This window comes from Rhizobium sp. LC145 (assembly GCF_001005825.1).
Classification (GTDB): domain Bacteria; phylum Pseudomonadota; class Alphaproteobacteria; order Rhizobiales; family Rhizobiaceae; genus Neorhizobium.
In genome coordinates, this window is sequence record NZ_LBHV01000003.1 from 284,565 (window position 1) to 306,852 (window position 22,288).

General features: G+C 61.7%; 25 protein-coding genes and 1 pseudogene. 9 read left to right on the forward strand and 17 right to left on the reverse strand.

The window, feature by feature from the left end; all coding sequences use genetic code 11:
* The first annotated feature begins 77 nt into the window (after positions 1-77).
* Positions 78-695 carry a hypothetical protein gene (locus tag YH62_RS09710; protein ID WP_046793990.1) on the forward strand — a complete coding sequence of 206 codons (618 nt, stop codon included), beginning with the start codon at positions 78-80 and terminating at the stop codon, positions 693-695.
* A gap of 12 nt (positions 696-707) precedes the next feature.
* On the opposite strand, the gene YH62_RS09715 is transcribed toward YH62_RS09710, so the two are convergent.
* Genes YH62_RS09715 through YH62_RS09725 form a run of 3 tightly spaced genes read right to left on the reverse strand, consistent with a single transcriptional unit; the run spans position 708 to position 3,115 of the window.
* Positions 708-1,067: a nuclear transport factor 2 family protein gene (locus YH62_RS09715; RefSeq protein WP_046793991.1), complete on the reverse strand. Its 360-nt coding sequence runs from the start codon at positions 1,065-1,067 to the stop codon at positions 708-710.
* Positions 1,068-1,127: 60 nt separating this feature from the next.
* Entirely contained in the window at positions 1,128-2,123 is a 996-nt protein-coding gene (locus YH62_RS09720) for an aldo/keto reductase (RefSeq protein WP_046793992.1), read from the reverse strand.
* A gap of 41 nt (positions 2,124-2,164) precedes the next feature.
* Complete coding sequence (locus YH62_RS09725) at positions 2,165-3,115, reverse strand: aldo/keto reductase (RefSeq protein ID WP_046793993.1); 951 nt, start codon at positions 3,113-3,115, stop codon at positions 2,165-2,167.
* A gap of 193 nt (positions 3,116-3,308) precedes the next feature.
* Between YH62_RS09725 and YH62_RS09730 the strand changes: the two genes are divergently transcribed.
* Positions 3,309-4,295: a Gfo/Idh/MocA family oxidoreductase gene (locus YH62_RS09730; RefSeq protein WP_046793994.1), complete on the forward strand. Its 987-nt coding sequence runs from the start codon at positions 3,309-3,311 to the stop codon at positions 4,293-4,295.
* Positions 4,296-4,300: 5 nt separating this feature from the next.
* Here YH62_RS09730 and YH62_RS09735 read toward each other — a convergent pair whose 3' ends face one another.
* Both YH62_RS09735 and YH62_RS09740 read right to left on the reverse strand, forming a co-directional pair.
* Positions 4,301-4,675: a GtrA family protein gene (locus YH62_RS09735; protein ID WP_046793995.1), complete on the reverse strand. Its 375-nt coding sequence runs from the start codon at positions 4,673-4,675 to the stop codon at positions 4,301-4,303.
* Entirely contained in the window at positions 4,672-5,673 is a 1,002-nt protein-coding gene (locus YH62_RS09740; protein WP_046793996.1) for a glycosyltransferase, read from the reverse strand. The genes YH62_RS09735 and YH62_RS09740 overlap by 4 nt, the downstream gene beginning before the upstream one ends.
* Positions 5,674-5,790: 117 nt before the next feature.
* On the opposite strand from YH62_RS09740, the gene YH62_RS09745 reads away from it, so the two are divergent.
* The gene (locus tag YH62_RS09745; RefSeq protein ID WP_137326626.1) at positions 5,791-7,629 is read left to right on the forward strand and encodes a hypothetical protein; all 1,839 of its coding nucleotides are present in this window, start codon (positions 5,791-5,793) and stop codon (positions 7,627-7,629) included.
* Positions 7,630-7,640: 11 nt separating this feature from the next.
* Here YH62_RS09745 and YH62_RS09750 read toward each other — a convergent pair whose 3' ends face one another.
* Entirely contained in the window at positions 7,641-7,871 is a 231-nt protein-coding gene (locus YH62_RS09750; RefSeq protein WP_046794326.1) for a hypothetical protein, read from the reverse strand.
* Positions 7,872-8,083: 212 nt separating this feature from the next.
* On the opposite strand from YH62_RS09750, the gene xseA reads away from it, so the two are divergent.
* The gene (xseA, locus tag YH62_RS09755; RefSeq protein WP_046793997.1) at positions 8,084-9,691 is read left to right on the forward strand and encodes an exodeoxyribonuclease VII large subunit; all 1,608 of its coding nucleotides are present in this window, start codon (positions 8,084-8,086) and stop codon (positions 9,689-9,691) included.
* Positions 9,692-9,715: 24 nt separating this feature from the next.
* On the opposite strand, the gene YH62_RS09760 is transcribed toward xseA, so the two are convergent.
* From YH62_RS09760 to YH62_RS09780, 5 genes and pseudogenes are all read right to left on the reverse strand, one after another.
* Positions 9,716-10,003, reverse strand: a complete 288-nt coding sequence (locus YH62_RS09760; RefSeq protein ID WP_046794327.1) for an addiction module antidote protein — start codon at positions 10,001-10,003, stop codon at positions 9,716-9,718.
* A pseudogene (locus YH62_RS09765) lies at positions 10,003-10,291 on the reverse strand (type II toxin-antitoxin system RelE/ParE family toxin). Before YH62_RS09765 ends, YH62_RS09760 begins: the two are co-directional and overlap by 1 nt.
* 51 nt (positions 10,292-10,342) lie before the next feature.
* On the reverse strand, positions 10,343-11,596 hold the full coding sequence (locus YH62_RS09770) for an aminopeptidase (protein WP_046793998.1): 1,254 nt from the start codon (positions 11,594-11,596) through the stop codon (positions 10,343-10,345).
* Between the two features lie 72 nt (positions 11,597-11,668).
* On the reverse strand, positions 11,669-12,145 hold the full coding sequence (gene ybaK / locus YH62_RS09775; protein ID WP_046793999.1) for a Cys-tRNA(Pro) deacylase: 477 nt from the start codon (positions 12,143-12,145) through the stop codon (positions 11,669-11,671).
* On the reverse strand, positions 12,145-12,492 hold the full coding sequence (locus YH62_RS09780) for an ArsC family reductase (RefSeq protein WP_046794000.1): 348 nt from the start codon (positions 12,490-12,492) through the stop codon (positions 12,145-12,147). Before YH62_RS09780 ends, ybaK begins: the two co-directional genes overlap by 1 nt.
* A gap of 173 nt (positions 12,493-12,665) precedes the next feature.
* Here YH62_RS09780 and YH62_RS30465 point away from each other — a divergent pair, with 173 nt between their 5' ends.
* On the forward strand, positions 12,666-12,833 hold the full coding sequence (locus YH62_RS30465; protein WP_170986298.1) for a hypothetical protein: 168 nt from the start codon (positions 12,666-12,668) through the stop codon (positions 12,831-12,833).
* A gap of 65 nt (positions 12,834-12,898) precedes the next feature.
* Here the strand turns inward: YH62_RS30465 and YH62_RS09785 are convergent, their stop codons facing one another.
* The 4 genes from YH62_RS09785 to YH62_RS09800 all read right to left on the reverse strand — a co-directional run bounded on the left by YH62_RS09785 (position 12,899) and on the right by YH62_RS09800 (position 16,221).
* Entirely contained in the window at positions 12,899-13,903 is a 1,005-nt protein-coding gene (locus tag YH62_RS09785; protein ID WP_046794001.1) for a Gfo/Idh/MocA family oxidoreductase, read from the reverse strand.
* Between the two features lie 22 nt (positions 13,904-13,925).
* The gene (locus tag YH62_RS09790) at positions 13,926-14,489 is read right to left on the reverse strand and encodes a methylated-DNA--[protein]-cysteine S-methyltransferase (protein ID WP_046794002.1); all 564 of its coding nucleotides are present in this window, start codon (positions 14,487-14,489) and stop codon (positions 13,926-13,928) included.
* 83 nt (positions 14,490-14,572) lie between these two features.
* Positions 14,573-15,577 (reverse strand): inorganic phosphate transporter, encoded by a 1,005-nt coding sequence (locus YH62_RS09795; RefSeq protein ID WP_046794003.1) that lies wholly within the window; start codon positions 15,575-15,577, stop codon positions 14,573-14,575.
* Positions 15,577-16,221, reverse strand: coding sequence for a DUF47 domain-containing protein (locus YH62_RS09800; RefSeq protein ID WP_046794004.1), 645 nt, complete (start codon positions 16,219-16,221; stop codon positions 15,577-15,579). The genes YH62_RS09795 and YH62_RS09800 overlap by 1 nt, the downstream gene beginning before the upstream one ends.
* A 301-nt stretch (positions 16,222-16,522) precedes the next feature.
* Between YH62_RS09800 and YH62_RS09805 the strand changes: the two genes are divergently transcribed.
* Complete coding sequence (locus YH62_RS09805) at positions 16,523-17,440, forward strand: arginase family protein (protein WP_046794005.1); 918 nt, start codon at positions 16,523-16,525, stop codon at positions 17,438-17,440.
* A complete protein-coding gene (locus YH62_RS09810; RefSeq protein WP_046794006.1) occupies positions 17,437-17,952 on the forward strand; it encodes a hypothetical protein in 516 nt (171 codons plus the stop codon). Before YH62_RS09805 ends, YH62_RS09810 begins: the two co-directional genes overlap by 4 nt.
* A 71-nt stretch (positions 17,953-18,023) precedes the next feature.
* Here the strand turns inward: YH62_RS09810 and YH62_RS09815 are convergent, their stop codons facing one another.
* A complete protein-coding gene (locus YH62_RS09815; protein ID WP_046794007.1) occupies positions 18,024-18,920 on the reverse strand; it encodes a LysR family transcriptional regulator in 897 nt (298 codons plus the stop codon).
* A 268-nt stretch (positions 18,921-19,188) separates the two neighbouring features.
* Between YH62_RS09815 and YH62_RS09820 the strand changes: the two genes are divergently transcribed.
* Together YH62_RS09820 and YH62_RS09825 are read left to right on the forward strand one after the other, a co-directional pair.
* Complete coding sequence (locus tag YH62_RS09820) at positions 19,189-19,923, forward strand: SDR family oxidoreductase (protein WP_046794008.1); 735 nt, start codon at positions 19,189-19,191, stop codon at positions 19,921-19,923.
* A gap of 30 nt (positions 19,924-19,953) precedes the next feature.
* A complete protein-coding gene (locus tag YH62_RS09825) occupies positions 19,954-20,556 on the forward strand; it encodes an NADPH-dependent F420 reductase (protein ID WP_046794009.1) in 603 nt (200 codons plus the stop codon).
* Positions 20,557-20,673: 117 nt separating this feature from the next.
* Here YH62_RS09825 and guaA read toward each other — a convergent pair whose 3' ends face one another.
* Positions 20,674-22,251: a glutamine-hydrolyzing GMP synthase gene (gene guaA / locus YH62_RS09830; protein WP_046794010.1), complete on the reverse strand. Its 1,578-nt coding sequence runs from the start codon at positions 22,249-22,251 to the stop codon at positions 20,674-20,676.
* Between the last annotated feature and the right edge of the window lie 37 nt (positions 22,252-22,288).

Genomic DNA, 22,288 nt, shown 5'->3' on the forward strand with positions numbered 1-22,288 from the left:
AACGGGTGGCGTGAATCACCGCCCAAAGATAGCCTGCTCTGCTGAATGTGGGGCAGGCTTTTTCTTTGGGAGGTAGGATGCGCTCACCGGGATCGATGAAGGGATTGGAAGAGCTTGGCCGTGTCCGGCTCTCGAGGAACTTCTTTTTCCGTGATTTCCTGTTTTCCGAAATATCGAGCTTCTACGGCATACCCAATATTCCCGAGGATCCTGATCTGGCGATCGAGGCGGGCCGTCATCTCTGCGAGGAACTGCTCGAGCCGATGCAGGCCACCTTCGGGCGGCTGCATCTCCGCTCAGGCTATCGTTCGGCTAAGGTCAACGAGTTCGGCAACAGGAATAACCTGAACTGCGCTTCGAATGCGAACACGGCGGCCGATCACATCTGGGACCGGCGGGATGCGCAGGGCTTCATGGGTGCGACGGCCTGCGTCGTCGTGCCATGGCTCATCGACCACCATCATGAGGAGGGCGATTGGCGAAAGCTCGCCTGGTGGATTCACGACCATCTGCCCTACGGTTCGCTCTGCTTCTTTCCGAAGCTATGGGCCGTCAACATCCAGTGGCACGAGAGGCCGGCGCGACGCATCCGCAGTTTCGCCGAGCCGCGCGGCATATTGACGAAGCCTGGAATGGCCAATCATGAGGGCGACCATTCGAAGTTCTACGAGGGCTTTCCCGCATTGGCCCGATGAGGCCCCCACCGATCAGGAGTGCAGGTGATAGAGCTTGCTGACGATCATCCAGCGTCCATTGGTCTTCAGAAGCGAGAGATAATCCGAAAACCGCATTCCGGCGAACTCGTCCACCACCTTGACGGTTGCCGCGTCGCCGGTCACGTCGAGAGCTTCGATATCGATGGGAGGCTGCGTGCCGGCCGGCGCCGCCCCCTCCGAGACGACGGCGCTGATGAACTCGTCGAGGGAGAGCCATTCAACTTTTCCGCTGAAGTTGCCGATGATGCAGGCCTTCGGGTGGAAGGCCTTTCGAAGCGCAGCCTCATGCGCAAAGGTCATCCCGTCGACATAGAGATGGACGACTGCCTGGATTGCCTGCTCCTCCGACATGGTTTCCTCCTGTTTCCGTTGGCGGATGTAGAGCAGTCAATCCGGATTTGTAGCCGCAAATCACCGGTTCGTTAGTGACATGGCTGCATCGCCATACCGTCTGCCGGCGAATTTCTCCGGCGCCAGCATGTCGCCGAGCGTCTTCAGTTCCTCCGGCGAAAGGCTGATCTCGGCGGCCGCGACGTTCTGTTCCAGATGGCCGATCTTTCTTGCTCCGGGGATCGGCACGATGAAATCGTCCTGATTGATGACCCAGGCGAGTGCGAGCTGGGCGGCCGTGACGCCCTTGGCCGCGGCCATATTCTCGAGCATTTTCACGAGCGCGGCATTGGCAGCCATGTTCTCTTCGCTGAAACGGGGCAGCGTCCGGCGGAAATCGTTATCGCCGAAATCCTCCGGCTTCTGGATCTTGCCGGTGAGAAAGCCTCGGCCGAGCGGGCTGAAGGGCACGAAGCCGATGCCGAGTTCGCGGCAGGTATCGAGGATCTCGCCTTCCGGATCGCGGGTCCAGAGCGAGTATTCGCTTTGCAGTGCCGAAATCGGGTGAACGGCATGCGCCCGGCGGATGATATCGGCGCCGGCTTCCGACAATCCCAGCGTTCTGACCTTGCCCTCCTTCACGAGCTCGGCCATGGCCCCGACCGTGTCTTCGATCGGCACCTGCGGATCGACGCGATGCTGGTAGAAGAGGTCGATCACCTCGACGCCGAGCCGCTTGAGCGATGCCTCCGCGACTTCGCGGACATGTTCCGGCCGGCTATCGACGCCGGACATCGCGTTGGCGCCCGTTTTGCTCGTATCGATCCTGAAACCGAACTTCGTGGCGATCACCACCTTATCCCGGTGAGATTTCAGCGCCTTGCCAACCAGGATCTCGTTCTCGAACGGGCCGTAGACCTCTGCCGTGTCGAAGAAGGTGACGCCGAGTTCCACGGCACGGTGAAGCGTGCGGATGGATTCGCTCTCGTCCTGTCCGCCATAGGCATGGCTCATGCCCATGCAGCCGAGCCCGACTGCTGAAACCGTGAGCTGCGATCCGAGCTTGCGTGTCTTCATGGTCTTCGTCCTTCTTTCTGAATATGAGCGGGCAGCAGGGACTATGCCCCGGCCTCATCGAGCAGCGCCATCTGATCGTCGGAAAGTTCGAGATTTCCGGCGGCGATCATGGTCTCGAGCTGGGAAAGGCTGGTGGCGCTGGCGATCGGCGCAGTGACGCCGCGCTTGCGGATCAGCCAGGCGAGCGCGATGCTCGCGGGTGCCGCATTGGTCTCGACGGCCACTTCATCGAGCGCGGCGAGAACGCGCATGCCCTTGTCGTCGAAATATCCGGAGACACGGCCTTCGCGCGCCCGGCCTCCCGCATCCTCCTTGGAGCGATACTTGCCGGTGAGAAATCCGGCGCCGAGGCTGAAATAGGTGATGACGCCGATATCCTCCTTCACGCAGAGATCGGCCAACGGCCCCTCGAAACTGTCGCGGGTGTAGAGATTGTATTCAGGCTGAATGACGTCGTAGCGCGGCAGGTTCTTGGCGGCGGAAACCTCGAGCGCGTCTTTGAGCTGCCCGGCATCGAGATTGGAACAGCCAATCGAACGGACCTTGCCCTGATCCAAAAGCTTCGCATAGGCGGCGAGTGTTTCCTCGTACGGTGTATCCGGGTCCGGCCAATGGGAGAGGTAGAGATCGATATAATCGGTCTGCAGGCGAGAGAGAGAATCTTCAACTGCCTGCATGATCCACTTGGCGGACAAGTCCTTCTTGCCCTGACCCATGTCTGAGCCGACCTTGGTGACGATGACGGCCTTGTCGCGGGAAATGCCGCCGCGCTTCAGCCATTTGCCGATAATCGTCTCGGATTCACCGCCCTGATGGCCCGGCACCCAGCGCGAATAAGCATCAGCCGTATCGATCGCATTGAAGCCTGCGTCGAAGAAACGATCGAGCAGGTTGAAAGATGTCTTCTCGTCGGCGGTCCAGCCGAAGACATTGCCGCCGAAGACGATGGGAGCGATGGAAAGGCCGGTCCGTCCGAGTGCGCGCAGCTCCATGGGAGTTCTCCAGATTTTTTGCGATGGGTGGTGAGGCGGAAGAATGGTGGGAGATTATCGCATGTTCCGCCGCTGACCAGTTTCATTTGGAGCGGATCGGTGGTTTTTCAACGAGGCTTGATTGCCTCGCGGCCGTTGCATCGCTGCCGGCCCGCCAATATGGTGCGGCCGTATCAAGCCCGGAGGGAAAGACATGCTGCGTTTCGGAATCCTGTCGACGGCCAGAATTGCGCGGGAACTCGTCATGCCCGCCATTCAGGATGCGGAAAACTGCGTGATCACGGCGGTCGCAAGCCGCGATCCTGCCAAGGCAAGAGCGCTGGCCGATCGTTTCAGCGTGCCGCACGCCTTCGGGTCCTATGAGGAGATGCTGGCTTCGGACGTTATCGATGCCGTCTATATCCCCCTGCCGACCAGCCAGCATGTGGAATGGTCGCTGAAAGCCGCCGAAGCGGGAAAGCATGTGCTTTGCGAGAAGCCGATTTCGTTGAAGGCCGATGAGATCGACCGGCTGATCGAGGCGCGTGATCGCTACAAGGTCCTGATCTGCGAAGCCTTCATGGTCACCTATGCGCCGGTATGGCTGAAGGTGCGTGAATTGATCGCCGATGGCGCGATCGGACGCCTGCGGCATGTCCAGGGTGCCTTTACCTATTTCAACCGCGATCCAGGCAATATGCGCAATATTCCGGAACTCGGTGGCGGGGCGCTTCCCGATATCGGCGTCTACCCGACGATCACCACCCGTTTTTCGACCGGCAGGGAGCCCCTGCGGGTACAGGCGGTGACCGAGCGCGATCCGGAATTCGGCACCGATATCTATTCCAGCGTCAAGGCCGACTTCGGGGACTTCGAGATGAGCTTCTACATCGCGACCCAGCTCGCCAACCGCCAGATCATGGTCTTCCACGGTACCGAGGGCTATATCGAGGTGAAGTCACCCTTCAACGCTGACCGGTGGGGCGCGGAAGAGATCGAGCTCGCCAACCAGAAGCACAACGTCTCCCAGATCTTCCGCTTCCAGGACAGCCGCCAGTATCGCCGGCAGGCGGAAAGCTTTGCGCGCGCGGCGAAAGGCGAGGCGGCGGAAGTGGTGACGCTCGAAAGCTCGCTCCTGAACCAGAAGTTCATCGATGCGATCTATCGCGCCAGCACCCATGACGGCTGGGAGAAGGTCTGAACCGGTTACCTGCGGAACACGAAGCGCGAATAGCCGAAAAAGCTGTAGGCCATTCCTGCAAGCGAGGCGAAGACGATCGCCACGAGCGGCTGCAGTACCGGCGCGCGATATAGAAGCGCGGAATAGACCACGTAGTTGACCAGCGCCGCTGTGATGCCGACCGCCCAGTAGCGGATGCCCTCGATAGCGAGGGAATGACTGGAGCGGCCAAAAGTGTAGCTGCGGTTCAAGAACCAGGTGAAGCCCATGGCAACGAAGATCGCGATTGCACGGGCGATGTAAGGCCCGGCAGGCGTCCACGCGATCAGCGCCAGGGTCACCCCCGCGTCGATGAGGAAGCCGCTGCCGCCGGCGACCATGAACCAGAGGAGCCGCTTCATGCGGCGTCGATCTTTCTGGCGTGCCCAGCAGGCGGCGAGTGCCTTCCGATTTCCCGTCTCTGCGATTGCTCCGATATGTTCATATAGTGGATGCGCAACTGTTCGGAGCGTGCCCTGGAGAGGGAATCCAGGATGAGGCCGGCCGTGAAGATCAGGAAGGAAATCAGCATCAGTACCAGTGAGAAGACCCATGTCGGCATGCGTTCCACGAGCCCGGTCTGGAAATAAGCCAGGAGCACCGGCGCCATGAAGGCGAGGCTTGCGGCCATGAAGGCGCCGCTGATGGCGCCGAAGAAGGCGAAGGGGCGGGTCTCTTTCATCAGCATGGCGAACATCCAGAGGATTTTGGCGCCGTCCCGGAAGGTTGAGAGCTTCGAATGCGAGCCTTCCGGCCGGCGGCCGTAGTCGAGCTCGATTTCGCTCACCGGCAGCTTCAGCCGCGAGGCATGCACCGAGATTTCCGTTTCGATCTCGAAACCGGCTGAAACGGCGGGGAAACTTTTCACGAAGCGGCGAGAAAAGGCGCGGTAGCCGGAAAAGATATCGGTGAAATCGCGGGCGAAGATCGAGCGGTAGAGAAGATTGAAGAGCCGGTTGCCCGCCGCATGCCCTTGCCTGCCGGCATCGGCCTGTACGCCCCGCCGCGTTCCGACCACCATGTCGGCCCGTTCGGTCATGAGCGTGCGGACAAGCTCTTCGGCATCCTGGGGCGAATAGGTGCCGTCGCCATCGGCCATGATGTAGATGTCGGCATCGATATCCGCGAACATGCGGCGCACCACATGGCCCTTGCCCTGTCGCCGCTCGCGCATGACGAGGGCGCCCGCAAGCATGGCCTGCAACGCCGTGCCGTCGGTGGAATTGTTGTCGTAGACATAGACGCGCGCCTGCGGCAAGGCCTCGCGGAAATCACGTACGACGGTGCCGATGGTTGCCGCTTCATTGTAGCAGGGCAGCAGAATGGCGATGTCATACTGGCTGGAAACGGCGTCGGTCATGATTTCCACTCGGAGAACGCAAGAAAATCGGAACGCGGGACCCGCCAGCGCTGCAGGTTTTACTATTTCTTGGGAAGGTTAAATCTAAGTTTCGCGCATTCCGGGAAGGGCACGAAAATGGCGGGCATGATGGCTGAAGCGGGATCGGCGGAACGGATCGGGAGACCGCTGACGACAAGGCCCGTGTCGATGGCGCTTGCCTATTCCGTCGTCACGGTCGGGCTGATCCTTCTGATGGCTCTGCCGGCAGCCGAGGACTATGTCGGTCGCGACAACGACGATGTCATGCGTCTTGTTCAGGTGCGCGATCTCCTCGCGGGGCAGGGCTGGTTCGATCTGATGCAGTATCGTCTCGGCCTTGCCGGCGGCACACCGATGCACTGGTCGCGCCTCGTCGATCTGCCGATCGCGCTTCTGATCCGTCTTTTCTCATTATTTCTGCCGGCCCTTGAGGCCGAAGCCGCAGCGCTCGCGATATGGCCGCTTCTATTGGTGCCGCTGCTGCTGATCCCGCTGGGAATTGCCGCGCGGCGGATCGGCGGTAGCCAGATGATGCATATTGCGCTCGGCCTGGGATCGATTTTCCTGCTCACCTGCATTCGTTTCGCACCCGGCGCCATCGATCATCATAATGTCCAGCTCGTGCTTGCCATGTGGATCGCCGCCATGCTGGCCGATCCGGAAAGGCGGATCTCGAGTTACGCGATCGCCGGCACTGCCGCGGCCCTCGCCATCGCCATCGGTGCGGAAACCATGCCCTTCGTTGCGGTCGCCTGCCTTTGCGTCGTGCTGCAATGGGCCTGGCATGGACCTGCCTTCGCGGCATCGGCCCGAGCTTTTGGCCTCGGGCTGGCGCTTGCCGTTTCGGCATGCTTCTTCCTCACCGTCCCGCCCGCCCGGTATACGGCCGTCACCTGCGACAGCCTCTCGTTCGGCTTCTATGCGCTGAGTGCGCTTGGAGGCGTCTCATTAGCCCTGCTGGCGTGTCTGCCGGCCAGGCTGCCACGAACGGCGAGGTTCGGCCTCATCGGAAGTGTCGGCATCATGCTGCTCGGCGTCGCCAGGCTGGTTGCGCCAGAATGCCTGGGCGATCCGCTCGGCAGCCTCGACCCTATGCTGGTGGAACTCTGGCTGAATTCGGTCACCGAAGCGCAATCGCTGCTTTCGGAAATGAGGTCGGATGCCGCCGTGGTCGGCGGCTTCTATGCGGTGGGTCTTTTTGCGATGGCCGCCTGCCTTTTCCGGGCGGCCCAGGGGGAGCGGGTGGAATTCCATCTCGTGTTCTTCGCGCTCCTTCTCGTCTCCTGGGGTGTGGCGGCGATCCAGGTGCGCGGCGCCTTTTTCGCAAACTTGATGAGCATTCTGCCGCTCTCCCTGCTGATCGCCGATCTTCGCCGCCAAACACAGGCCGATCCGGAGAACATGAGCCTGGCGCTTCCCTATGTTTTGACGGTGCTTGCCTCGGTGCCTGTGGTCTGGGGGCTTGCCGGTGCGCTCGCGGTCAAAGGGGTGGACAGTATCGAGATAAAGATGCTCTCCTCTCAGGGCACCAATACGGACGAGGTGGGCGATTGCCGCAGCGCGGCCGATATGGAGGCGCTGGCAGAGCTTCCGCCTGGTGTCGTTGCAGCCCCCTCAAACAGCGGCGCCTCCATCTTGCGCTATACGCCGCACCGGGTGCTCGCAGCACCGTATCACCGCAACCAGGGCGGCATGCTGGCAGAATTGCATATCGGCCTTGCTACGCCGCAGAAAGCCGAGGCACTTTTACATCAGGCTGGCGTGACCCTGCTCGCCTTCTGCGCCGCCGATCCGCAGACGCAGAACCTGATGAAACTGAAGCCGGGCGGTCTCTATGCCGCTCTCGCGCGCGGCGAGGTGCCTGCCTATCTCCAGCCGATCGGCGGGGAGGGGCAAGGCGAGTTCCGGTTGTTTCGGGTTTTGCCCGCTCAGTAGGGGCGAATGGCTTATGCCGAGCGCAGCCGATCGATCAGCACCATGCCGGCAAGTAGATTGATGATGCCGAGATTATAGCCGAGGATCGCGATCAAGAGATTGCCGAAGATCCAGGGACCATCGGAGAGGATCGAGGCTGCCGCGAAGGTGAGGACGACCAGCATCGCGCTCAATGCGACGGCAAAGGCCGATCGCATCAATCCGGCACAGAAGCCGATCGCTGTAGCGGTCAAGAGTAGCAAGTACATATCCTCCCAATTGGGATAATAGCATCACCTTTAAAGAAAGATGCTAAGAAAAAGTTGCATGAACCACCGGAAAAACTGCGGGCATAATCTGGTAGAGGAGCCTGGATCTGCCCCGTGTGCCCTCTCGTCCGGCGCGTGAGGCGATATCGGTTTCTGCTTCCCACTCCGCTGGTGAATTCGCCGCGTTCTTCCGATAAACAAGGGTGATGAACACGTTTCCTGCGAATGATTCGCCCACTAACCTGACCGAATTCTCGGTCTCGGAACTCTCCGGTTCGATCAAGCGGACCGTCGAGACGGCCTTCGACCATGTGCGGGTGCGCGGGGAGATTTCCGGCTATCGCGGCCAGCATTCTTCCGGTCATGCTTACTTCTCTCTTAAGGATGACCGCGCCCGTATCGATGCGGTAATCTGGAAGGGCACGTTTCCGCGCATCAAGTTCCGGCCGGAAGAGGGCATGGAAGTGATCGCGACCGGCAAGGTGACGACCTTCCCCGGCTCCTCGAAATACCAGATCGTCATCGATCATCTGGAGCCGGCGGGCGCCGGCGCGCTGATGGCGCTCTTGGAGGAGAGGCGGCGCAAGCTCGCCGCCGAGGGCCTTTTCGACCAGAACCGCAAGCGGCGTTTGCCTTATCTGCCGCGTGTGATCGGCGTGGTGACCTCCCCGACCGGCGCCGTCATCCGCGATATCCTCCACCGCATTTCGGACCGCTTCCCGGTGCACGTCATCGTCTGGCCGGTGAAAGTGCAGGGGGAGGGCTCCGGCGATGAGGTGGCGGCCGCGATCCGCGGCTTCAACGCGATCGAGCCGGGCGGTCCGATGAAACGGCCGGACGTGCTGATCGTCGCGCGCGGTGGCGGCAGCCTCGAAGATCTCTGGAGTTTCAACGACGAGGCCGTGGTGCGCGCCGCCGCGGCAAGCGAAATTCCGTTGATCTCGGCGGTCGGCCACGAAACGGATTGGACGCTTATCGATCACGCGGCGGATATGCGCGCGCCGACGCCCACGGGCGCCGCCGAAATGGCCGTGCCGGTGAAGGCGGAACTGGATGCGCAGGTGGCAAGCCTCGCCGCAAGGCTTCGGGGGGCCGCAAGCCGGCAGATGGATATCCGTCGGCAGTCCGTCCGTGCGCTCGTCCGCGCTCTACCTTCGCTCGACCAGCTGCTGGCCCTGCCGCGCCGCCGCTTCGATGAGGCGGCCGCCAATCTTGGCCGCGCCTTGGAGCGGACGACGGTGGTCAAGCGCCGCAGTTTCGAAAGGGCATCCAGCGGCCTGCGTCTTGAACTTCTCACGAACCGTCTTGCCCAGCACCGCCAACTGCTTGCCGATCGGCTGCTGCGAAGCGAACGCTGCCTGGAGCGCCATCTCTTGAAGGAGCGCGGTCGTGTGGCGAGGGCCGAAGCCTCGTTAGGAGCGCTCCCGGCCCGGCTGACCGGCCACCTGCAAAGAGAACGGCAGCACCTTTCCGCTCTCGCCCGTCATGCGGATACCGCGATTTCGCATACGCTCATCCGCAGCCGGTCGGCGATCACCGCGCAGGATCGCGTTTTGCAATCGCTTTCCTATAAGAACGTGCTGAATCGCGGCTATGCCGTGGTGCGCGGCGAGGACGACAAGCCCTTGACGCGCGCCGCTGGCATCGGCGAAGGGCTTGCCGTCGCGATCGAGTTCGCTGACGGCCGAATAGCCGCCATCACCAGTGAGCCGGGCGCGGCTGGGGAAAAACCTCTCCCGCCGCAGCCTAAGAAGCGAGCATCAAAGTCGGAATCGGCTGGCGATGATGCCCCGAAGCAGGGCAGCCTTTTCTGACCGGGGTTCGATTGTCGCCTGATATCAGGAATGCACCCTTGCTGTGAGTTCTATTCCAAGTGATTTCATGACCGCGATTGTTGTCTTGAGCGTCGGATTGCCGGTCGCACTGAAAGACCGGTAGAGTTGCTCGCGCGAGAGGCCGGTATCCTTGGCGATCTGCGTCATACCCTTGGCCCGGGCAACGACGCCGAGTGCATGTGCGATATAGGCGGCATCTTCCGTTTCAAAGGCTTCAGCCATGAAGATGGCGATTGCTTCATCCGAGCTGAGATCCTCGGCAGGATCGTAGTTTGAAAGTTTCTCGGCCATCATTCACTCCATTCCTGGGAAAGCTTCTTCGCAAGCTTGATATCCCGAGCCTGGCTGCTTTTGTCGCCACCACAGAGAAGAACGATCAGCACGTCGCTCGAAGTACACGCGGTAGCCAGGACCATAGTGAATCCGTAACTCGCTGATACCGTCTCCGACCGGAGCAGCGTCACCTGCATGCCCGAAAGCCAGCCGGTCCAATCGCGAAGCGATCATCGCGCGTGCGCGCTCGTCCTTGAGGCGCATGCGCCATTTGCGAAATATTTCCGTTTGTTTGAGCTCGAACACGGACGGGATGTAGTTTATAAACTACATTCCGTCAATCGTGACGAAAGCTGATCAGGCCCATTCGCCCTTGCGCATGACCGGCACTTTCGAGCCGTCAGCACGGATGCCGTCGATATCGACCTGATCGGAGCCGATCATCCAGTCGATATGGATGAGGCTGGAATTGCCGCCCTGCGCCTTGATTTGCTCTTGGTTCAGCGAAGCGCCGTCCAGGAAGCATTTCGAATAGCATTGGCCGAGCGCGATATGGCAGGAGGCGTTCTCATCGAAGAGGGTGTTGTAGAAGAGGATGCCGCTCTTCGAGATCGGTGAGGAATGCGGCACCAGCGCCACTTCGCCCAGCCGGCGCGCGCCCTCGTCCGTATCGAGCACCTTGTTCAGCACTTCCTCGCCCTTGGAGGCTTTGGCCTCGACGATGCGGCCGCCCTCGAACTTCACCTGGATGTTGTCGATCAGCGTTCCCTGGTGCGACAGCGGCTTGGTGCTCGAAACGTGACCTTCCACCTTCAGAGCATGCGGCGTGGTGAAGACCTCTTCCGTCGGGATGTTCGGGTTGCAGGTAATGCCGTTCTTGGCAGTCGAGGCCCCGCCATGCCATTCGTGCCCATCCGCGAGGCCGACGATCAGGTCCGTACCCGGACCGGTGAAATGCAGCGACGCAAAGCGCTCGGTATTCAGCCAGCTCGACCGCTTCTTGAGGTTTGCATTGTGCTCCTTCCAGGCTGCGACCGGATCGTCCAGATCGACGCGCGAGGCCGCGAAGATCGCGTCGGCCAGCTTTCGCACGGCCTCTTCCTCGGAAAGCTCGGGAAACACCTGTTTCGCCCAGGAGGGGTTCGGATAGGAGATGATGTTCCAGTTGATGTCGAAGTTGGAGATCTTCTCCAGCGCCGGCTTGTAGGCCATGGAATTCGCCTTGTTGGCGCGCGCTACCTTGGCCGGGTCCTGACCCGCCAGCATCATCGGATTGTCGCCGGCGATCGCCAGCCGCGCGGCACCCCCTTCATAAGCCTTGGCCATGCCGTCGTAGAGCCATCCCGAGGCCTTGTCGAAGCTCGCATCGGGAGCATGGGCGTAGCGGGCAAGCGTGGTTTCCTCATCGGAATAGAAGGTGGTGACGAGGCCGGCGCCGGCCATGTAGGCGTGTTTGGTGATGAGGCGCACCAGCGGCAGGGCCGCCAGCGGCGCGGTGATGACGAGATCCTGGTTCCGCTGCAGCTGCAGGCCGACTTGAATGGCCACCTCCGCCAGTTTTTCCAGTTTGCGTGGGTCGACTGCTGTCTTGACGTCGGCGTGAATGTTCATGATCGGCCTGCTCTCGAGTTTGGTGATCCGGAAAACTTAGTGCGCTTTGCGGCGTAATTGAAGCGCAGAACCTCAGTCGGCAATAAGCGGTGCTGCGATGGCCTTCAGGATGTCGCGTGCGGCTCGCGGATCGAGCCGGACCTGCAATCCGCGCTGTCCGCCATTGATATAGACATGCGTCTCTTCGAGCGCGGTAACTTCAATGGCTGTCGGTACCTGCTTCTTCTGGCCGAAGGGACTGATGCCGCCGACGTGATAGCCGGTCGCGCGTTCTGCGTCGGCCGGCTTCATCATGCTGGCGGACTTGCCGCCGAAGGCAGCGGCCAGCTTCTTCATCGACACCTCCCGGTCCGAAGGCACGACGACGCAGACCGGCTTTCCGTCCACCATGGCCATCAATGTCTTCAGAACCCGGCGCGGCTCCTCACCGATCGCTTCGGCCGCCTGCAGCCCGATCCGTTCGGCATCGGGATCATAGTCGTAGGTAACAGTCTCGAAGGCGATGCCGGCCTTGGAAAGAACCTGCGTAGCGCGGGTCGACCTGGACATCAGGCGAAGAGGCCTTCGTAAATTTCCGGCTTGAAGCCGACGATGAGCTTGCCGCTAGCCTCCAGCACCGGGCGCTTGATCATGGATGGCTGTTCCAGCATCAGTGCGATCGCCTTCTCACGATCGAGACCGGCCTTCTTCGCCTCATCCAATGCACGGAAGGTCGTGCCGGCCCGGTTGAGCACGGTCTCCCACCCGGCTTCCTCCGTCCATTTATCGAGATGGGCGCGGTCGATACCCTCGGCCTTGTAGTCGTGAAACCGGTAGGCGAGACCCTTCGCATCGAGCCAGTTCCGCGCCTTCTTCATCGTGTCGCAGTTCTTGATGCCGTAGATGGTGATCGTCACGCTTTCTCTCCCTCGGTGAACAACAGAGGGATAGCAACATGCCTGCTCGATAGGCAAGTGCCGACCGGGCACGCCATGGCCATGCCGCAGTTGCATGGCTCCCTTGTTCAGTTGTGCGTTGCACAAAGCCGCCGCCGGCCACATATACAGGGCAACGAAGAAAGGAAACTTCCATGCCCGTACAGAATTACAATGTCCGTGGCGGCTTCCTCGGCCGCGCCATCGCCGTCTTCGGCGCTGCGGTCTCTGTTTCCGCTGCTGTCGAAGGTCGCCGTACCCCGAAGAGGCACGATCTCGAAACCCTCGGCATCGACCCGAAGGCCTTCGCGAAGATCGGCTGAAGACGTCAGCCGGGCCTTCCCGGCTTGTGAGCGCACCGTTTTTGCTCTGGTGAAACGGTGCCGGCTCAAGATTTCGAGGCGCGAAGAATAGCCTCGATGAAGCGATGCGCCTTCAGCGCATCCTCGCCCGTCACTTTCGGCGGACGGTTTCCCCGTATGGCGGACGCGAAGTCCGCTATTAGTGCTCGGTGCAGCCCATGCCCGAAAGCCATGGGATCGGCCCCGCTGCCGGAACCCGTCTCATCCTCCCCTTTCTTCAGCGTCGTGCCGTCCATAAATGCGGCCTCGAGCCTGTTGCCCGAAAAGACGGCCGTCCCCTTCGTCCCAATCAGTTCTATGCGATCAGGCAGGCCCGGATAGGCGCAAGTTGTGGCGTTCAGCGTCCCGATCGCACCGTTTGCATAAGTGAAGGTGGCCGTTACGAGATCCTCCGTCTCCATCCTATGGATCGGGCTCGTGCGCACGAAGGAGGCGACCTCCTTCGGGGTGCCCGCAAGGCTCAGCAGAAGATCGATCGTATGGATGCCTTGGGTCAAGAGTACGCCGCCGCCGTCACGTGCCTTCGTGCCGCGTCCCGGCTCATCGTAATAGCTCTGCGGGCGCCAGTTCCGGATCGCGGCCGAAGCCTCCACGATCTCTCCGAGCCTGCCTGAGGCGACGGCTTCGGCAAGTGCGAGTATGCCGGGACGGAAGCGGTTCTGCAGCACTACCCCCAGCGTCACGCCGGCATTGCGCGCTGTCTCTACGATCGCTTCGGACCGCTCGAGCGTGATATCCAGCGGCTTCTCCAGAAGAATATGCTTTCCTGCCGACGCCGCGCGTCGCACGAGTTCCAGATGCGTGTTGGGGGGCGTGATGATCATGATCGCGTCGATGCTCGGATCGGCGAACATGCCGTCGAGATCGGCGGTGACCGGCAGGCCGTATTTCTCGGTGAATGCCTCCCGGCGCGCTGCGGTGGGACTATAACCCGCCACGCATTCGATCTCGTCGGAAAGGTCTTTCAGGCTGCGGGCATGGTGCCCCGCGCCCATGCCGAGCCCTATCATCCCCACCCGCAATTTTGCCATCCGCACTCCTCCCGAGGATTGGCTAGAAGCCCAGCGATTGCTGTGCCGGTTCCGGCGGCCCGAGCCGTACTCCTTCCAGCTCCAGCATGCGCATTTTCGCACCGGAGCCGCCCGGTGCCGAAAAGCCGCCGATTTTGCCGCCGGCCGCCAGCACCCTATGGCAAGGAATGATGAGCGCAACCGGATTTTTCGCCATGGCCTGGCCGACATCGCGCGCGACCTCCGGTCCTGCGCCGATCTCTTTTGCGAGCGCGCCATAGGTGGTGGTGTGGCCCCAGCCGACACGCCGGGCTGCCGCATAGATGGTACGGAAGAACTCGTCCTGTCCTTCGAGATCGAGCGCCACAGCGGAGAAATCCATTTGCTCGCCCTGGAAGTAGCGTCTCACTGCCGCGATGGCCTGCTCCACCGGCGGCGTCGGCCGGCTGGGGCGGCCTCCCGAAAGCCGGCGCAGCAACAGGCGCTCGGTGGATTGCGCGCTACTCGTCGGAAGCTGAAAGCGCGTGATGCCGGCCTCGCTCCAGGCGATGCCGCAATAGCCGCCGGCGGTTTCGAAGATATGGTAATGGTGTGCCTTATCGCTCATGACATGGCCTCCCTTGCATGACCGGCAGGATCACGCGTGGGAGACTTCAAATCAACCCGTTTCTTGCCGGAACAGCGACTTCGTCAGCTCAACGCGCTTGCGATGAAGTAGAAGCAGGCGGAGATCAGCGCCGCGGAGGGAAGGGTGACGATCCAGGCGATGACGATGTTGCCGGCCAGCCCCCAGCGAACTGCCGAAACGCGCCGTGCCGCGCCGACCCCGATGATCGCACCGGTGATAGTGTGGGTCGTCGAGACGGGAATGCCGAGCCAGGTCGCGCCGAAGAGCGTCAACGCGCCGCCGGTTTCGGCGCAGAAGCCCTGCATCGGATTGAGCTTGGTGATCTTCGATCCCATCGTGTGCACGATGCGCCAGCCGCCGAAGAGCGTACCGAGCGCCATGGCTGCCTGGCAGGTGATGACCACCCAGAAGGGCACGTGGAATTCGGAGCCCAGATATCCTTGCGAAAACAGGAGCACAGCGATGATGCCCATGGTCTTCTGGGCGTCGTTGCCGCCGTGTCCGAGCGAATACATCGAGGCGGAGACGAATTGCAGCACCCGGAAGGTGCTGTCCACCGCGAACGGCGTCTGCCGCACGAAGAGCCAGGAGACCGCGAGGATCAACATCAGCGCCAGGAAAAAGCCGATCGCCGGAGACATGAAGATCGCCGCCACGGTCTTCAGAAGGCCGGCCCAGACGATCGAGCTGAAGCCGACCTTGGCGAGCCCTGCACCGACAAGACCGCCGATCAGCGCATGCGATGAACTCGAGGGAATGCCGAAGACCCAGGTTATGATGTTCCAGAGGATCGCGCCCATCAGCGCCGCGAAGATCACCTGGGGCGAGACGATGCCCGGATCGATGATACCGGTGCCGAGCGTTTCTGCCACATGCAGGCCGAAGAACAGGAAGGCGATGAAATTGAAGAAAGCCGCCCATAAGACCGCATATTGCGGCCTCAGCACCCGCGTCGAGACGATGGTGGCGATGGAATTCGCCGCGTCATGCAGCCCGTTCAGGAAATCGAAGAAGAGCGCGATGCCGATAAGGCCGACGAGCAGGGGAAAGGCGAGCGTCGCATCCATCAGACGTTCTCGATCACGATGCCGCTGATCTCGTTGGCGACGTCCTCGAAGCGGTCGACGACCTTTTCCAGCTCACCATAGATTTCGCTGCCGATCATATAAGCCATGGCATTGCCCGTCGCCCCATAGCGATGGAAGAGGTCTTTGAGGCCGTGGTCGTGAAGATCGTCGGAACGGCCCTCCACCCGCGTCACGTCCTCGGCAATCGTGCTGAGGCGCTGGGCATTGGTGCCGACCCTGTCGAGCAGGGGTATCGCCTCCGCGATCAGGTGAGCGGCCTCGACCACCGCCTTGCCCATTTCCTGCATGCCGGGATCGAAGCTCGTCTGCTCGTAGAGCCGGATCGTCTTCACGGTCTTGTGCATCATATCGATGGCATCATCCATGGACTGGATGAGATCCTTGATGTCGCCTCGATCGAAGGGCGTAATGAAGCTGCGGCGCACGGCGAGCAGCACTTGACGGGTGATCTCGTCCGCCTCGTCCTCGAGTTTGACGATCCGAGCGCAATTGCCCTCGATATCCGTGCCGGACAGTAGCTGGTTCAAAGCTTCGGCAGCGCTTACGACCATGCGCGCATGCTGCTCGAAGAGGTCGAAGAAGCGATCCTCGCGCGGCAAAAGCTTTCTGAACAGGCTCAGCATCTTCGTTCCTTCTGGGTCGTGTCCGGGTTGTCACAAAACTGTCATAAATGACGGGCCGGGCGAAGGAAACTCCTGTAGACTCAAAAGCTCGGAAGGGTAAACGGCCTCGTCGGCCGGGAAGCATGCTCTCCACAGGGATGTCCAAGGTCATCGCGCCGATCCTTACAAATGTCTTGGAACAGCACGGGTCCTTCTCCGTTCCGCGTGTGATTTCTCACGGGCAATATGGGTTTCCCTCTCTATATATGTGCGGACTACGCCCAAGCTCGAATCTTTGTCCCGGAGAAGGCCGGTGCGGACCATGAGCAATCGCCTAGCCCTCATTGGAGCGCCTACAAGCGCCGGGGCCTATGCTCCCGGCCAGGAGAAGGCGCCCGAAGCGTTTCGACGTCATGGATTGGTGCCGGCCTTGGAGCGGACCGGATGGCAGGTTACCGATCTGGCCGATATACCCCATTTTCGTTGGCGTCCCGATCCTGATAACCCAAATGCGATGAACCTGGCGGCTGTTCGCGACGCGGCGGAGGCGGTGTCCCGTGAGGTGTCCCGCGCCATGGCGAATGGCGGGGCGGTGCTCGTCCTAGGCGGCGATTGCACGATCGGGCTGGGGGTCGTTGCCGGAGCCTTGGCTGACGGCGCCTCGGTCGGACTGATCTACATCGATGGCGATGCGGACCTCAACGTGCCGGAAACCGCCGAAGGCGCTCTCGACTGGACGGGGATCGCGCATATGCTCGATCTGCCCGGCGCACTCGCGGACCTCAGCGGTCTCGCATCGAGGCGGCCGATGCTGCACCCCTCCGATGTGCTGCTCTTCGGCCCTCACGAGATCACGGCGCCGGAGGCAAGGACCATTGCTGCCAATGACATTCAGCACATTGCCCTGGCTGAAATAAAGGCGGACCCCACGGCCGCGGCCGAACGGGCAAAAGCCTGGGGGCATCGGTTTGATCGCCTGCTCGTTCATATCGATATCGATATACTCGCGTTTACGTCCTTCCCGATTGCCGAGAACGTTCGCTATGGCGCGCGCGATACCGGGCTCGAACTCTTTGAGCTCGGAAAGGTTCTCACTGTCCTGCTGAAGGCACCGAACTGGCATGCGCTCGCGCTGACGGAATTGAATCCGGATCATGCGCCGGATGAGCGCGCCGCGTTCGCCAGCCTCATTGCCATGTTGACCCAGGCGCTCGCCGCATCACCAAGGCCGCATCAATGAGTTCTTCCGCAGGAAAAGAGCTTCATGAAACCGTCGATGACGATCCGCGGCTTGCATTCGTGTACCAGGAGGCCGTGCGTGGCCTCCAGCATCAACAGCAGGTCGTCGAATCGCTGAATGCCAGAGGCGGCAATCTGATCTTCGCGGCCGCATTCGCGACTTCGCTCCTCGGCACGGCCGCGCTGAGAGACGGCGTCGGCCCGTGGGACTGGATGGCGCTGATCCTGTTGTTCCTCATCGGATGCTTCGCCGCGTTCATCCTGTGGCCCTATTACAATTACACGTTCCGATTCGATCCGGGAGATTTGCTGGCCCGGTATATCGACCAGGACAGCAAGGCGAGCATGTCCGTAATCCATCGCTCGCTTGCTCTGCAGATCAAGGCGGACATGAGCAGCAACTGGCGCATCATCCAGCGTATCCGTATCGCGCTTGAGATTGGCCTGGTGGTTCTCGTGCTCGAAATCCTGGCCTGGCTCATCTCGATCGGAGTTACGTCCCAGGCGCCATGACGCCACTTCAAGCGATCGCAGCTCGGCTTTCGACCGGATTACGGCAAGCGTCGACGGCGACCTGCCGGCCGTCAGTCGCGCGATAGGGACAGCCCCGCGAGAAGCGGAGCGTACGCGGCGAGCCTGCCGGATGCGAACTCCGTGAAGAGCCGCACGCGCTTCGTCTTGCGTGTCTCCCCCTGTGTGAGAAGCCAGAGCGTTCCATACATGTGCGGGTCGGTGCCCGGCACCCTCACCAGTAGTGGGTCGGCATCTCCGACGAAGCACGGCAGCGTCGTCATTCCGATCCCTTGCCGTGCCGCAACGATCTGCGCCTCGGCGTCCGGGGTCCTGAATGAAACCCCCGTGGTACGAACCTCACCCCCGCGGGCCCAGTCCGGGATTCTGCGGGTATTTATGACGATCCGCCGGATGGGATCGGGCGCGCCCGCACGCCACGCGGCCAGTCGGTCGCGGGATATGTAGACGCCGCCGAACAGCTCCGGTCCCTTCAGCCCGTGAAGATTGAGCGGCAGGGTCCTGCGGTCGGAGACTATGCGGATCGCCACGTCGGCCTCCCGATTGGTGAGGTTCGCCACCTCGCCCGACGGCAGGATTTCCATCTCGATGTCCGGATGCATACGCGCGAAATCGGCGAAGTCCGGCATGAGCAGATGTGTTGCGAGAAACGGTGGCAGCGTCACCCGTAGAAGTCCGCGCGCGCTCTGGTCGCGCCCGAAGACGCGCGTCTCCAGCTGGTGCGACGACGCTTCCATCTGGTTGGCGAGTTCGAGGACCTCCTCGCCCGCAGCCGTCAGGCGGTAGCCCGAAGGCAGCTTTTCGAACATCTGCGCCCCGAGCCGTTCCTCCAGTTGTGCGATGCGTCGCAGCACGGTCGAGTGATACACCCCGAGGCCCTCTGCGGCAGAACGCACTGAACCTCCGCGCGCCACGGCAAGAAAATAGCGAATGTCATCCCAGTCGATCATGGTGCAATCCGGCACCACATGGTGCGCCTTCCAAAGCCGTATCTGACGCATCGTACAGTAAGCAGTATGGGCGGTCATCATAACTTGTGTCGACGAGCGCGGCCCAATTCCGAATGGCGGACGCGGCTGGGCGTCAGTCGTCCAGCCGGATCGATTTTGCACCACCGATGTGCGTGCTTCCGCACTCAACGCCTGACTCCGGCGGACCTACTTGGAGGTTCTCGGGGCGTTGTCCCCGAACAACCAAAGACGGAGCAAAAGAGAAATCATGGGAAAGCTTGAAGGTAAGGTTGCAGTCGTCACGGGTGGATCGAGCGGCATGGCGCTGGCGAGCGCCAAGCGGTTCGTTGAAGAAGGTGCCTATGTTTTCATCACGGGCCGGCGGCAGGAGGCGCTCGACCAGGCCGTCAAGCTGATCGGCCGGAACGTAACCGGCGTGCGCGGCGACGCGTCCAATCTCGACGACCTTGATCGCCTGTTCGATATAGTCAAACGGGAAAAGGGCAAGATCGATATCCTGTACGCGAGCGCCGGCTGGGGCGAAGCCGTCCCGCTGGGCGAGATAACCGAGCAGCATTTCGATACGACCTTCGGCCTGAATACGCGCGGCACGCTGTTCACGGTGCAAAAGGCGCTGCCGCTGTTCAACGATGGCGGATCGATCTTCATGACCGGGTCGGTTGCTTCGCTGAAAGGTTTTCCCGGTTACAGCGTGTATGCGGCGAGCAAGGCGGCGTTGCACGCATTCGCACGCGGGTGGCTTAACGAATTGAAGGGCAGGAATATCCGGGTGAACGTGCTGCACCCGGGGCCGATCGCCACACCGATGCAGGACCAGGTTCTCACCGAGGAGGCCAAGCTGATGTTCGAATCCCTGATCCCGCGGGGAACGATGGGTCGTCCCGAGGAAATCGCGGCGGTCGCGCTGTTTCTTGCTTCAGACGATTCGAGCTTCGTGAATGGGATGGAGTTGAACGTCGACGGCGGCTTCTCGGCCATCTGAATTCACGCAAACACGGATCGGAGAATTATTATGAGCTATGCGATTATTGGATTCGGTAAGATAGGGCAGGCCCTCGCCCACGCCTTCGCCCGTAGGAACATCGACGTGACTGTCGCGAGCCGCCGTCCGCCCGAGGCGTTGGCGCCGCAGGCTCGGGCGATTGGACCCATGGTCGTCGCCAGGTCGCTGCGGGACGCACTCGAGGCCGACACAATCATCCTGGCGGTCCCGTTCTGGGAACATCGCGAGGTTGCGAAGGCGCTGCCGAACTGGGAAGGCAAGACAATCATCGACGCGATGAACACGTATGGCGTTCCCCCTGAAGAGCTGGACGGCCTCCCGTCCTCCGCCTTCGTCGCAAAGTCGTTCACCGGCGCCAAGTTCGTGAAAGGTTTCAATCACCTGGTTGCGGCCACCCTGGCTGCCGATCCCCTCGTCGAGGGCGGGCACCGGGTCGTATTCCTGTCGAGCGACGACGAGGACGCGATCGCTCCCGTGGCGGACTTGGCCAAACAACTCGGGTTCGCACCCGTCAAGCTGGGAAAGCTCGACGAGGGTGGCGCGCTGGTGCACGCACGCGGCCGCACGTGGGGCCAGCTCATCTTCCAGGATTTGTTCAAGAAGGAGCAGTAATCGATCTACGGCTGTGTGATCGACGCCGAGAACTGGTCGCGCGCTAACGTCTTCGAGCAGCGCGCGACCGAATAGGCCACAAAGTCGCGAAGGTTGGGATGGGCCTGACGGCCGCTTTCACTCCCACTCGATCGTGCCGGGCGGCTTGGAGGTCACGTCGTAGACGACGCGGTTGATGCCGCGCACCTCATTGATGATGCGGGTCGCGGTCCGGCCGAGGAAGTTCATGTCGTACGGATAGAAATCCGCCGTCATGCCATCGACCGAAGTGACCGCGCGTAGCGCGCAGACGAAATCGTATGTGCGGTAGTCGCCCATGACGCCGACGGTCTGCACCGGCAGAAGCACGGCGAAGGCCTGCCAGATCGTGTCATAGAGGCCTGCCTTGCGGATTTCGTCCAGATAGATCGCGTCCGCCTTGCGCAGGATGTCGAGCTTCTCGCGCGTCACGCCGCCGGGGCAGCGGATCGCAAGCCCCGGACCCGGGAAGGGGTGGCGGCCGATGAACTGGTCGGGAAGGCCGAGCTCGCGGCCGAGCGCGCGCACCTCGTCCTTGAAGAGCTCGCGAAGCGGCTCGACGAGCTTCATGTTCATGCGCTCGGGCAGGCCGCCGACATTGTGGTGGCTCTTGATCGTGACCGAAGGTCCGCCGGAGAAGGAGACGCTTTCGATCACATCCGGATAGAGCGTGCCCTGGGCGAGGAAGGCGGGTGCCCCCTTGCCGTCCTCGGCGATCTTGCTGGCTTCCGCTTCGAAGACCTCGATGAACAGGCGGCCGATCGTCTTGCGCTTCAGTTCCGGGTCGGAGACACCGGCAAGCTCGGTGAGGAACAGGTCGGACGCATCCACATGCACGAGCGGGATGTTGTAGTTGTCGCGGAACATCTTCACGACTTCTTCCGCTTCGTTCATCCGCAACAGGCCGTGATCGACGAAGATGCAGGTGAGCTGGTCGCCGATCGCCTCGTGGATGAGCACGGCCGCAACGGAAGAATCGACACCGCCGGAAAGACCGCAGATCACCCGCCCCTTGCCGACCTGTTCGCGGATCTTGCGGATCATCTCGGCGCGGTAGGCGGACATCGTCCAGTCCGACTTCAACCCGACGATCTTGTGCACGAAATTGGAGAGAAGCTTCGCGCCATCCGGCGTATGCACCACTTCCGGATGGAACATGGTGGAATAGTAATGACGGCTCTCGTCCGCGGCGATCGCGAACGGCGCGTTTTCCGAGGTCGCGATAACCTCGAAGCCCTCAGGAAGCTTGGTGACACGGTCGCCATGGCTCATCCAGACGGGATAGCGCTTTCCGGATTCCCAGAAGCCATCGAACAGCGGGCTTGCCGCCCTGATCTCCACGTCGGCGCGGCCGAACTCCGCCGCATGTCCGCCTTCCACCTCGCCGCCGAGCTGCAGGCAAAGCGTCTGTTGGCCGTAGCAGATGCCGAGGATCGGCACGCCGCTGTCGAATACCGCCTGTGGCGCCCTCGGGCTGCCTTCGGCTGTCACCGAGGCGGGGCCGCCGGAAAAGATCACGCCTTTCGGCTGCAGCTTTTCGAAGGCTTCGGCCGCGTTCTGAAACGGATGGATCTCGCAGTAGACGCCGGATTCGCGGATGCGGCGCGCAATCAGCTGCGTCACCTGGCTGCCGAAATCGATGATGAGGATGCTGTCGGGATGGGCTATCTGGGTCATGGCGAGCCTTTAAAGAAAACTTGCATTTCTTGCAACT